The organism is Collinsella sp. AM33-4BH (assembly GCF_003469205.1).
Lineage (GTDB): Bacteria > Actinomycetota > Coriobacteriia > Coriobacteriales > Coriobacteriaceae > Collinsella.
In genome coordinates, this window is record NZ_QSIN01000005.1 from 149,005 (window position 1) to 161,648 (window position 12,644).

Consider the following 12,644-nt stretch of genomic DNA (forward strand, 5'->3'; position numbering starts at 1 on the left):
GAGCCGGCTCGAAAAGAGTGATTTTGGGTTGTTTGCTGCGGGTGTGGGCTTGGAAACAACGTTCGGGGTGGCGAGGCGCCCAGAATTTGGTCGCAAGGAGGGCGTTCCTCGGCTGTGTCAGGAGTGTCCCTGGGTGCCGGCACATAAGGAACGTCCCTAACTGTCGGAGGGGGTGCCTGCCGTGGCGGGCACCCCCTCCGGATGTGGGAAGTTTGCGCTGCAGGTTACTTGTCGGTGCCCAGCTTGTGCGGCTTGAGAGCGAGCGCATTGACGAGCGCGTCGGTGGCAGACTTGACGGCCGCCGGCTGCGGATCGTTGACGTGATCCTCGGGATGCACGGGCAGGTCCTTCTTGACTGCATCGTGGATCAAGTTGAGGTACTCAGTCACGCCAGTGGTCGACAGGTGCGTGCCATCGCCATCGAACAGGTCGTTGCGATTGGCACTGTATCCGTACCAGTCGATAACGCGCACGTTCTTGTAGCGCGTAGCAGCGTTGGCGATGGCCTGGTTGGTAGAGCCAACCCACGGCTGCGGGCTGCGCGTGTTCACAAACACCACAATACGCTTATCTCCTGCATCGGTCATGATGGCGTCGATCTGGTCGTCGGTTACCAAGCCGTTGGTGCCCAGTGCAAAGACCACGATCTTGCCGGCAAGGTTCTGTTGGAGATAGCCCTCAAATGTCGCGCGGCCCGCATCAAACTGGCGGCCCTTTTCGGCATCGATATGGCTGTGCGGGAACACGCCGTCAAAGGAATCAACGGCGCGCAGCGACACGGAGTCACCGATCATCAACAGGTCGTAGGAGCCATCGGGGAAGCCGTCGTTGTCCTTGTCGGTGTCGTCGGCCGCCTGTTGGTCTGTGGGCGCGGTGTTTTTGGCTTCCTTGTTGAGGACTTCGGCGCCCTCACCGCTCAGCGCAGACGTCTCGGGCACAAAGATCAGGCCGCCCAGTGCAACGACCAACACGACAGCGCAGGCTGCGCAGACAGGGACGTGCGCGCGCACCCAGTTGGCGGGCGCGGTGGTGCCGTCGCGGAACTCGGATACGGTGCGCCCAAAGGCGCCCTTTCTAAACGGCGTCTCGATAAAGCGATATGAACATTCGGCTACGGCGACCACCAACAACACCTGCAAAATGTACTGCCACCACGGCGTATCGTTGATGTTGGCGACCGGGTTCATGAGCAACAGTAGCGGATAGTGCCACAGGTAGATGCTGTACGAGCGCTTGCCAACCCACACGAGCGGCTCGGCGGACAGTGCGCGGGCAACCATTCCCTGGGGCTGCACGCAGGCCGCGATGACCATGAGCGTGAGGATGGAGCATAGCAGCGTGCCGCCGCGATACTGGAACGCGGTGTAGCCGTTGGTGAGCGCGACCATGGCGGCAAGGCCAACCAGACCCACGACGCCCAACACATCGATGGATGCGGGCGAGGACCAAAAGCGCACGAGGGCGCTCGGCTGTGCCGGGACGGTCTCGGCTGCGTTGTCGGCCTTCTCGCCAGGCTTGCCCTCGGCGTTCTTGCCGTGCTTGGCGGCGCCAGCCAGGCGATTGAGCCCCAAACGATGAGCGAGACGCACCGGCGCCAGGTCGCGATTGGGGATAAAGGCCATCCAGGCGCCCAGCAGCAGCGAGAAGACGCGGGTGTCGGTGCCGTAGTACACGCGGCTGGGGTCGGCGGCAGGGTTGTAGAGCACCATCATGGCAAGGGCGGATACCGCTGCGAGTCCCAGGACCACACGGCGCGTGTTGGGTTTGCTCACATGCATGGACACCATGGCAAACAGCAGCGGTGGCCAAACCAGGTAGAATTGTTCCTCGATGGCGAGCGACCAAAAGTGCGTAAGCGGCGAGGGGTCGCCCAGGGCGTTGAAGTACGAAACGTCCTGCATAATCTGCCACCAGTTGTTAAAGAACAGCAGCGACGGCAGAATGTCGGGACGCATCTTGGTGAGCATCACGTGGTTGAAGACGGTGCACAGCGCACAGGTTACAACCACAACGGTCACCACGGCGGGGACCAGGCGACGGATGCGGCGGATCCAGAAGCTCTTGAGGTCGATGCGGCCGGTCTTTGATACTTCGTTGATGAGCAGGCGCGTGATCAGGTAGCCCGAGAGCACAAAGAAAATCGTGACTCCAAGCAAGCCGCCCTGCGCCCAGGTGAGGTTGAGGTGATAGAGCACCACCGCGACGACGGCAAGCGTGCGCAGACCGTCGAGGGCGGGGATATACCGAGATTTGGGGCGCGCGGGCACCTGCTCTTTTGTGGCGCTGCTGGCGTGGGCGCCCTTGTTGGCAGACGCGCGATGGGGGTCTGCGGCTTGGCGCGGCTCGGAGGTTTGGCGGCTGGCGCGCGAGCGTTCGTGCGGCGCCTGTTGATCGCTCGAGTGGCGTGAGCTGCGCGAGTTCGATCGCGGGAATTGTTCCATAAAACATCATCCAAATGACGAGAATAATCAGCACGCCTTTATTGTAGCCGCCTGCTCCTGTGAATGCTTGCTGCTGGCGCAAGCTCAAGCGCGCGTCCACATCAAAGTGAACTAAAGTTATAGAGGCGTGAGAGCGCACGATCGACGACCGGCAGCGGGTGCAGAGCCCGCGGACGAGGAGGTTTCCATGGCAGATTGCGGCATCGTCGCGGTGTTCGGCAGCATGAACATGGACCTTTCGGTGGCGTGCGAGCGCATGCCGCGTGCGGGCGAGACCGTCGGCGGCAGCGGGTTTATCACCAACGCCGGCGGAAAAGGCGCCAACCAGGCCGTAGCGGCTGCGCGCATGGGCGCGCACACATGCATGATCGGTGCGGTCGGTCGCGACGCGTTTGGCACGTCGCTCGTGACGGGGCTCCAAGACGCTGGCGTGAGCTGCGATTTTGTGGCGCGTCGCGACGACGTGGAGACGGGAACGGCGACCATCATTCGCTTTGGTGGCGACAACCGTATTGTGCTGTCGCCGGGCGCCAACCATGCGCTTACGGGCGAGGACGTTGCCTGCGCGCTGAGGTGCCTGGTGGCCGATGAACTCGACGGCGACGCCAGCAAGATTGCCCCGGCTGCCGGAAGCGTCTTTATCGCCCAGGGCGAATGCGACCTGGCGGCGACGGCCGAGGCACTCGTTTGCGCTCACGAGCTGGGGTTCTATACGGTCTTTAACCCGGCGCCGGCAAGTGACGTGCCGGCAGGGGCTTGGACGGCGGTCGACCTGGTCTGTCCCAACGAGACCGAGTGCCAGGTGCTGACGGGCATCTTGCCCGCGGATGATACGAGCTGCGCCGCAGCGCTCAATGCCCTGCTCGCCAAGGGTGCCGGAGCTGCGGTCATCACGTTGGGCGGTGCCGGGTCGGTTACGCTCGGCGACGACGGCGAGCTGCTGCGCATGCCGGCGCTTTCGAGCACGGTGGTCGATACGACGGCCGCGGGCGATACGTTTATCGGTGCGCTTGCCGCGGCTCGTCTGGAGGGCCTGCCGCTCTTTGAGTGCATGGCCGCGGGTGCCCGTGCCTCGGCGGTGACGGTGTCGCGCTTGGGTGCACAGCAGTCGATTCCCACGCGTGGCGAAGTCGAGCGCGCGTTTGGTTTAGACGATTACGTACAAGACGGAGAAGCGGAGTAGAACAATGGCAATCAAGAAGCTGATCCTTGATCTGGATATGGGTGTGGACGATGCGATGGCGCTTGCCTATGCCATCGCGAGCCCCGAGGTGGAGCTCGTGGGCATCACCACGTGCTTTGGCAACGTGCGCGTCGAGCAGTCGGCGCATAACTGCCTGGCGGTGCTCGACCTGTTGGGTCGTCCCGAGGTGCCGGTGTATCTGGGTGCCGACCGTCCCCTACAGGCGACCGAGCCCTATACGCCACCGGCGTCCACCACGCTCATCCACGGCAAGAACGGCATCGGCGGCGCGAGCGTGCCCGCGTCTCCCTACGAGCCAGTGGGGGCGACCTCGGCCGATGGCAATGCCGCGGTCGATTATCTGATCGATGCCGCGCGCACCTATGGGCCCGATCTGGTCTACGTAGCGACCGGCCCGCTCTCCAACCTGGCACTTGCCTTGGAGCGCGATGCGGCGGCGATGATGTCTATCGGCCGCGTGGTGGTGATGGGCGGCGCCCTGACCGTGCCCGGTAACGTGAGCGCGGGTGCCGAGGCCAACATGGCAAGCGATCCCGAGGCCGCCGATGCCGTGCTGCGCTCGGGCCGCAAGCTCACCATGGTGGGCCTGGACGTGACGCATCGCGTGGTGCTCACGCGCCGCGATGTTGCCGGCTGGACAGGCTCGGGCACCATGGCGGGCTGCGCATTTGCGAGCATGGTCGAGCACTACATTGGCTCGTACGAGATGAACGCACCCTACCTGGGTGGTTGCGCACTGCACGATCCCCTGGCCGTTGCCGTGGCGATCGACCCCACGCTCGTGGGTGCGCTCGGCTGCAATCTGCGTGTCGACCTGCTGGGCGAGTACCGTGGCCGCACCATCTGCGACGAGCACCGCCTGTCCGATCCCGACAAGAGCGCGCTTGTGGCGCTGACCGTTGACGCCCCGCGCTTCCTGTCCGAGTTTAAGGCGCGCATGGCCCGCGTCCTAGGTTAAACGATTCCTGCACCCCGCCCCATGTAGTCAATTTGGGACGGGGCTTTTTTAGCTACCGAGCAAATGCGCCCGTTGGGGGAATAGTCGTGCCACTTCGCTTGACAACAGGCTAAACTAGCTCATAAACATTTACTATTATGTTTAGTTTGAATTTGCGGCCGTTTAGTTGCCGAGCCATCGAGTCGCGATGCTCCACCACGGCCGCCGCTAGGGGGACCAATGGCCAAAGCAAGTGTTCGCGAGATCAGCCGCATCACCGGTTTTTCGCCCGCAACCGTGTCCAACGCGCTCAACCGCAAGCGCAGCGTGAGCGAGGAGACCGCCAAGGTCATCCTGGAGTGTGCGCAGTCGCTCGGCTATCAGCAGTCGACGCAGCTCGAGAGCATCCAGTTTGTACTTGCGCGCAAGACGGGCGCCATCCTGGACGAGAGCACCTTCCATCCCGCGGTCATCGAGGGCGTGGAGCGCCAGGCGCGTCGTCACGGCATGAGCACGAGCTTTGTCACACTCGACTTTAGCGACCTGGACGCCGTGCGCCCGCAGGTCGAGGGCCTGATCGCCGATCCGTCTGCTGCTATCGTGCTGATGGGCACCGAGCTGGGCGAGGAAGACTACGCCCTGTTCGCCAACGCTGCCGCCCACCTGATCGTGCTCGACGGTTGGAGCGATCGCCAGTACTTCGATGCCGTGGTCATTGCTAACACCGATTCGGTGCTGCGTGCCGTGGACTACCTTATCGAGAAGGGCCACAGACAAATCGGCTACCTGGCAGGCGACCTTCGCATTCGCAACTTTAAAGATCGTGAGCGCGGCTATCGCCAAGCGCTTGAGGATGCGGACCTCGAGGCCAACCCGACCTGGCACGTCACGCTGGGCACCACGCTCGAGGGTGCTTATCGCGACATGGGCGCGTGGCTCGACGGCGTCTCGCGCGATGACTTGCCGACGGCCTTCTTTGCCGAGAACGACGTGCTCGCCGTGGGCGCTATGCGCGCCCTGAACGAGCACGGCATACGCGTGCCCGAGGATGTTTCGATCATCGGCTTTGACGACCTATCTTTGGGCGCTTTCTCCAACCCGCCGCTCACCACGGTGCACGTTCCCAAGCACGAGGTGGGCGAGATCGCGGTGCGCCGTCTGGTGGGCAACATCCGCAATCCCAAGAGCTACACCTGCAAGACAGCCGTATCGACCTATTTTGTCGAGCGCCAGAGCGTGCGCGAGCTCTAGGCGAAAGCGGCATCGCACGCGCCGTGCCAAGATGCGCGGGGCGGCACGCATAACGTCGTTCAAAGAGGGGGTCCTTCGGGGCCCTCTTTTTGTTCCCCTTGTATGTTCAGATTGTTTACATACCGTTTAGGCTGATTTCTCTACCGTCTACTGGTATTTCGCGTTAAACTTCTAAACAGAAGAGTAAAACATTTAGTAAACAGAACAAAACGAAACACGCGTCTGTTTACTGAACATGTGACTAGGGGAGGACGTACATGGATAAGATCAAGCTCGGTTTTGTGCCCACGCGCCGCAGCATCTTTAGCGCGCCGGACGCGATCAAGTATCGCGGCCTGACGGCTGATCGCCTGCGCGAGATCGGCGTCGACATCGTGGATATCGACGACATCAACGACGAGGGCCTGCTGTTCGATGACAGCCATATCGAGCCTATCGTCAAGAAGTTCCGCGCCGAGGGCGTCGACGGCATCATGCTGTGCCACGCCAACTTTGGCACCGAGTATGTCTGCGCCCGCCTTGCCCGCGAGCTCGGCCTGCCCGTGCTGCTGTGGGGCCCGCGCGACGAGCGCCCCGAGCCCGATGGCACCCGTCTGCGCGATAGCCAGTGCGGCCTGTTCGCCACCGGCAAGGTCCTGCGCCGCTTCCGGGTTCCCTTCACCTATATGACCAACTGCCGCCTGACCGACCCCGAGTTCGAGCGCGGCGTCTGGGACTTCTTGGCTGTGTGCAACGTGGTCAAGACCTTCAAGCACACCCGCATTCTGCAGATGGCCACCCGTCCGTTCGACTTCTGGTCCACGATGTGCAACGAGGGTGAGCTGCTCGAAAAGTTCAATATCCAGCTTTCGCCCATCCCCATGACCGAGCTTGTCCAGGCCGTGCGCGATGCCCAGGCCGACGAGCAGGCCATGAACGCCATGCTCGCCCACATCACCGACAGCTTTGAGATCTGCATCCCCGAGGACAAGGTCCCCGCGGTCGCAGGGCTCGCCATCGCCATGAAGCGCCTGGTCGAGAAGTACGGTTGCAACGCCGGCGCCATCCAGTGTTGGAACGCCCTGCAGGACGAGCTGGGCATTATGCCCTGCGCCGCCAACGCCATCCTCAACGAGATGGGTATCCCCGTCGTGTGCGAGACCGATATCCACGGCGCCATCACCGCGCTGATGGTCGAGGCGGCCGACCTGGGCCGTCACCGCGGCATGTTCGCCGACTGGACCGTGCGCCATCCCGATAACGAGAACGGCGAGCTGCTGCAGCACTGCGGCCCCTGGCCCTGCAGCTGTGCGGCCGTCAAGCCTAAGCTCACCTACCCGCTGGCCTTCGATCACCCCGGCGCGCTGACGGCCGAGGCCAAGCACGGCGACCTCACCCTTGCCCGCTTTGACGGCGACAACGGCGAGTACTCGCTGCTGCTGGGCAACGCCCGCGGCATCGACGGCCCGGCCGGCATGGGCACCTACCTGTGGGTCGAGGTCGACAATCTCAAGCGCCTCGAGGCCAAGATCGTCGAGGGCCCCTACATCCACCACTGCGTCGCCATTCACGCCAACGTGGTGCCGGTGCTCTACGAGGCGTGCAAGTACATCGGCATTGCCCCCGACCTGTACGACCCGATTGAAGAAGACGTCAAAGCCTACCTGCGAGGAGAGTAGAAATGGCAACTATCGAAGAGCTTGAGTCCCTGCGTTGGGACCTTCGCCGCGATTGCGTCGATATCATCATGGCTGGCGCCGGCGGCCACATCGGCGGCGACATGTCGGTGATCGACGCCCTCATGACCCTCTACGCCAACCACCTCAACATTTCGCCCGAGACCGTCGACGATCCCGGTCGCGACCGCTTCGTGCTCTCTAAGGGCCACGCCATGGAGGCCTACTACGCGGTGCTCTGCCACGAGGGCTATCTGGACCTCGACGACGTCAAGGCCCGCTTCTCCAAGTTCGGCAGCCCCTACATCGGTCACCCCAACAACAAGCTCAAGGGCATCGAGATGAACTCCGGTTCGCTGGGCCATGGCCTGCCCGTGGCCGTGGGCATGGCGCTTGCCGGCAAGATGGACGGCCGCGACTACCGCGTCTACACCATCATGGGTGACGGCGAGCTTGCCGAGGGCTCGGTCTGGGAGGGCGCCATGAGCGGCGGCAACTACCAGCTCGATAATCTGTGCGCGCTCGTGGACCGCAACCGCCTGCAGATCAGCGGCAGCACCGAGGACGTCATGAAGCAGGACTCGCAGGAGGAGCGCTGGGCCGCCTTCGGCTGGAACGTGCTCTCCATTCCGGGCAACGACGTCCAGGCCATCGACGCCGCGCTGACGCTGGCCGCCGAGACCAAGGGTAAGCCCACGGTCATCATCCTCAACACGGTGAAGGGCTATGGCTCGCCCGTTATGGAGGACAAGGCCTCCTGGCATCATCACCTGCCCAACGATGAGGAATATGCCCAGATCATCGCCGATTTCGCTGCCCATAAGGAGGCCATCAATGGCTAACAAGATCGCCAATCGCAAGGTTATCTGCGACACGCTGCTCGAGGCCGCGAAGACCGATAAGGACATCGTCGTCCTGTGCTCCGACTCCCGCGGCTCCGCGTCGCTCACGCCGTTCTTCGATCGGTATCCCCAGCAGTCCGTCGAGGTCGGCATTGCCGAGCAGGACCTGGTGAGCATCGCCGCCGGCATGGCTTCGTGCGGCAAGAAGGCCTGGGCCGCCTCGCCGGCGTCCTTTGTGACCACGCGCTCGTATGAGCAGTGCAAGGTCGACGTCTCGTACTCCAACACCAATGTTAAGCTCATCGGCATCTCGGGCGGCGTGTCCTACGGCGCCTTAGGTATGAGCCACCACTCTGCGCAGGATATCGCCGCCATGAGCGCGATTCCCAACATGCGCGTGTATCTGCCGAGCGACCGCTTCCAGACCGCCGAACTCGTGCGCGCCCTGGTCAACGATAACAAGCCGGCCTACATCCGCGTGGGGCGCAACCCGGTCGAGGACGTGTATACCGAGGACGAGTGTCCGTTCCAGATGGACCGTGCCACCTGGGTTCGCCGCGGCAACGATGTGACGCTCGTCGCCACCGGTGAGATGGTCCGCCACGCCGTGGATGCCGCCGACCTGCTGGCCGAGCAGGGCATTTCGGCAACGGTGCTCGACATGTACTGCGTCAAGCCGCTCGACGCCGAGGCCGTGATCGAGGCTGCCGGTGCCACGCGCGCCGTCGTGACGGTCGAGGAGCACAGCCCCTTCGGCGGCCTGGGCTCTATGGTCGCGCAGGTGGTGGGCGAGCATTGCCCGCGTCCGGTCAAGTGCCTGAGCCTGCCCGACGCGCCGGTCATCACCGGCACGAGCCCCGAGGTCTTTGCGCACTACGGCCTCACCGGCGAAGGCATTGCCAAGACCGTCGCCGAGTTCCTCGGCAACTAGTAGACACAGACGCTGCGCGGCCGCCAAGCACCGCACCTTGCCGTTCAAACCGTCGCTTGCGTACGCAAAGTACGCGGCGCTCCTCTTTCACGGCAATCTGCGGCACTTGGTGGCCGCTCGCTCCTTGTCCGTCGGGTTTTAGTTTTTGAATCGGCGGGGGAGACAGGAGAGTACATGAGTAAATACATCATCGGGATCGATCAGTCCACGCAGGGCACCAAGGCGCTGCTGGTGGACGAGGGCGGCCATTTGATTCATCGTGCCGACCGCTCGCATCGCCAGATTGTCAACGAGGCCGGCTGGGTGAGCCATGATCCGGCCGAGATTGCCGCCAATGTGCTGGCCGTGGCGCGCGCTGTGGTGGAGGAGACCGGGGTCGATCCGGCCGACATCGCCGGCATCGGCATCTCCAACCAGCGCGAGACCACCGTTGCCTGGAACCGCACGACGGACGAGCCGCTGTGCGATGCCGTGGTGTGGCAGTGCGCCCGCGCCCGCGAGCTGTGCGACAAGCTGGCCGCGCGCGAGGGTGTGGCCGAGCTGGTGCGTGACACGACGGGTCTGGTGCTCTCGCCCTACTACCCGGCGGGCAAGATGGCCTGGATCCTCGCGAACGTTCCCGCTGCTGCCGAGGCTGCCGCGGCGGGCGAGCTGTGCCTGGGTACCATCGATGCCTGGGTGGTCTGGACGCTCACGGGCGGTGCGGAGTTCCGCTGCGACTGGTCTAACGCCAGCCGCACGCAGCTCTTTGACCTGCGCCGTGGCTGCTGGAGCGAGCCGGTGTGCGAGGCCTTTGGCGTCGACGTGGCCTGCCTGCCGCAGGTGACCGATTCCGACGGCCTGTTCGGCACGACGGATCTGGGCGGCTTTTTGCCGGCGCCCGTGCCCATTCACGGCGTGCTCGGCGACAGCCACGCGGCCTTGTTTGCCCAAGGCTGCCATAGTCGCGGCATGGCCAAGGCGACCTATGGCACCGGCAGCTCGGTCATGATGAACGTCGGCAACGAGTTCGTTGCCAGCTCGCACGGGCTTTCGAGCTCGCTCGCATGGCGCATGGACGGCGTGACCGAGTACGTGCTCGAGGGCAACGTGAGCTATGCCGGCGCCGTCAAGACGTGGCTGCGCGACGATCTGGAGCTCATCAATAACCCCGAGGAAGTTACCGACCTGTGCTACGCCGCCAATCCGGCGAGCCGCGTCTACTTTGTGCCGGCGTTTACCGGTTTGGGCGCGCCGCACTGGGCGAGTGACGCCGAGGGCTGCGTCTTTGGCATGACGCGCACCACGGGTCGCGCGGAGTTCGTAAAAGCTGCAGACGAATCGATTGCCTATCAAATCTTTGACGTAATTGACGCAATGGTCGAGGATTCGGGCGCGGCACTTGCCGAGCTTCGCGTTGACGGCGGTCCCACGCGCGATGCGTACCTGATGCAGTTTGAGAGCGACTTGGTTGGCTCGCCTATCCGCATCGCGAGCAACGACGAGATGAGCGGCCTGGGTGCGGCCTGGGCCTGCGGCATTGCGCTGGGCATGTATACGCGCGATGTCGTCGACGTCTATGGGGCCCGCGGCATCGTGGAGCCTGCCATGACCGCCGACGAGCGCGCCAAAAAGATCACCGGCTGGCGCCACGCCGTAGCCGCCACCATCTCGTACACTGCCTAGAATGATTTTTCTGGGACGGGGATTAAAAAATCATTCGGGCCCCGTCCCGGGTAGCTCATTTGGGACGGGGCTTTTTTGACTGGTATGATTGGTGCGACCATTCCAACCAGCTAAAAGAGTCCCGTCCTAAATTGACTACCGAGAGGATCTGCCATGGAGCGCATCGCGAGTTTTTCCGTTGACCATCTGCTGCTTGAGCCCGGCGTGTACGTGAGCCGCATCGACCGCGATCCGGCGACCGGTGCCGCCGTCACCACGTTTGACCTGCGCCTGACCACGCCCAACAAGGAGCCGGTCATGAACACGGCCGAGTGCCACACCATCGAGCATCTGGGTGCGACGTTCCTTCGCAATCATGCCGAGTGGTCGAGCCGCATTGTCTACTTTGGCCCCATGGGCTGCCGCACGGGCTTTTACCTCGTCGTATTTGGCGAGGTGACGAGCGAGGAGATCTTGCCGCTCGTGCGTGAGCTGTTCGCGTTTGTCGCGGGCTTTGAGGGCGATGTTCCCGGTGCCGCTCCCGAGGAGTGCGGTAACTACCTGGACCAGAACCTCCCCATGGCAAACTGGCTTGCGCGCCGTTATCTCGACCGCGATCTGGCCGATATCGACGAGAAGCACCTGCACTATCAGCAGGCATAGGGCCGCCCTCTGCCTCCAAACCGTTCACACGGAGATATCGACCGTTTAACTGTTTAGAAGTGTTTATTCGAGGTCATTAGCACTAGCTCGCTTAAACTAGTTCTTAGAGTGATATTCAGGCAAGGCTCCTGAAGCAGCATCTGTTGACATTGATTGTCGGATTCTGCTTCGGGAGCCTTGTTCTGTTTAGGGGGGCACATGGAAATTGTTAAACGAATTAATACCAGCGCTGTCCTCTGCGTCGATGGAAATGGCAGACAGTTGGTTGCATTCGGCCGTGGTCTGGGGTTTAAGAATGTCGGAGACGAGGTCCCTCTTTCGGAGATTCAACGAACGTTTTATAACGTTAGCTCTCGCTACATCGCTCTCGTTGACGAGGTCCCCGACGAGCTTCTTGAGCTTACCTCGGATGTTATTGATATGTCGACAGGTTTGCTGCCTTATGAGGTGAGCCCTAATTTGCCGTTTATCCTTGCGGACCATATCGCGTATGCGGTTAAGCGCAAAGAGCAAAATATCGTTGTCCGCATGCCTTTATCGTTTGATGTCCGCCAACAATATCCCGTCGAATTTAAAATCGGCGAGTATGCACTTAGGATAATCAGGAAACGTCTTAACGTTAGGCTTCCAGCTCATGAGGCAGTTGGAATTGCCATGGCGTTTATCAATAACATGGCCGATTCGGACTCATGCGAAGTAGTTAAAGAGTTTAGCGCGGATATCTACGATCGTGTTCTGGAGGAGTCAACCGTTGCTGTTGAAAATCGGCTTGGCATTCAAGTTGATCGGGAAGGTTTCGATTACGCAAGGTTCGCAACCCATCTTCAGTACTTATTCAATAGGTTGAACTCTGGCGAAAGCATCGTGAGCGACAACCGCAAGATGTACCTCTCGCTCAAAAAAGAATATCCGGTGGCATCAATGTGCGCCGATGATATTGCTTCTGTTCTCAGCCGACTGACGGGGCGGGAACTTATAGACGAAGAAAGACTCTACCTCATGATGCACATCAATCGAATTGCATCGAAAACAAGGTAATTAGTTGGCAAAGGCGCGCGCTTTGCTGATGGTTACAT

10 protein-coding genes are annotated in these 12,644 nt (G+C 62.1%); 9 read left to right on the plus strand and 1 reads right to left on the minus strand.

Features of this window, described 5'->3' with window-relative positions; genetic code table 11:
• Positions 1–224: 224 nt before the first annotated feature.
• Positions 225–2,441, minus strand: a complete 2,217-nt coding sequence (locus DW821_RS05420; RefSeq protein ID WP_118065954.1) for an acyltransferase family protein — start codon at positions 2,439–2,441, stop codon at positions 225–227.
• 187 nt (positions 2,442–2,628) lie between these two features.
• Here DW821_RS05420 and DW821_RS05425 point away from each other — a divergent pair, with 187 nt between their 5' ends.
• The 9 genes from DW821_RS05425 (at position 2,629) to DW821_RS05465 (ending at position 12,606) form a co-directional block, all read left to right on the plus strand.
• Positions 2,629–3,624, plus strand: a complete 996-nt coding sequence (locus DW821_RS05425) for a ribokinase (RefSeq protein WP_118065956.1) — start codon at positions 2,629–2,631, stop codon at positions 3,622–3,624.
• A gap of 4 nt (positions 3,625–3,628) precedes the next feature.
• Positions 3,629–4,603, plus strand: a complete 975-nt coding sequence (locus DW821_RS05430) for a nucleoside hydrolase (protein WP_118065958.1) — start codon at positions 3,629–3,631, stop codon at positions 4,601–4,603.
• Positions 4,604–4,822: 219 nt separating this feature from the next.
• A complete protein-coding gene (locus DW821_RS05435) occupies positions 4,823–5,833 on the plus strand; it encodes a LacI family DNA-binding transcriptional regulator (protein ID WP_118065960.1) in 1,011 nt (336 codons plus the stop codon).
• Between the two features lie 257 nt (positions 5,834–6,090).
• A complete protein-coding gene (locus tag DW821_RS05440) occupies positions 6,091–7,491 on the plus strand; it encodes an L-fucose/L-arabinose isomerase family protein (RefSeq protein ID WP_118065962.1) in 1,401 nt (466 codons plus the stop codon).
• A gap of 2 nt (positions 7,492–7,493) precedes the next feature.
• Complete coding sequence (locus tag DW821_RS05445; RefSeq protein WP_199408129.1) at positions 7,494–8,330, plus strand: transketolase; 837 nt, start codon at positions 7,494–7,496, stop codon at positions 8,328–8,330.
• On the plus strand, positions 8,323–9,261 hold the full coding sequence (locus tag DW821_RS05450) for a transketolase family protein (RefSeq protein WP_118065964.1): 939 nt from the start codon (positions 8,323–8,325) through the stop codon (positions 9,259–9,261). Before DW821_RS05445 ends, DW821_RS05450 begins: the two co-directional genes overlap by 8 nt.
• A 174-nt stretch (positions 9,262–9,435) precedes the next feature.
• Positions 9,436–10,926 carry a glycerol kinase GlpK gene (locus DW821_RS05455; protein ID WP_118065966.1) on the plus strand — a complete coding sequence of 497 codons (1,491 nt, stop codon included), beginning with the start codon at positions 9,436–9,438 and terminating at the stop codon, positions 10,924–10,926.
• Between the two features lie 153 nt (positions 10,927–11,079).
• Positions 11,080–11,568: an S-ribosylhomocysteine lyase gene (locus tag DW821_RS05460; protein WP_089573539.1), complete on the plus strand. Its 489-nt coding sequence runs from the start codon at positions 11,080–11,082 to the stop codon at positions 11,566–11,568.
• A gap of 198 nt (positions 11,569–11,766) precedes the next feature.
• Positions 11,767–12,606 carry a PRD domain-containing protein gene (locus DW821_RS05465; RefSeq protein WP_099432486.1) on the plus strand — a complete coding sequence of 280 codons (840 nt, stop codon included), beginning with the start codon at positions 11,767–11,769 and terminating at the stop codon, positions 12,604–12,606.
• Positions 12,607–12,644 lie beyond the last annotated feature (38 nt).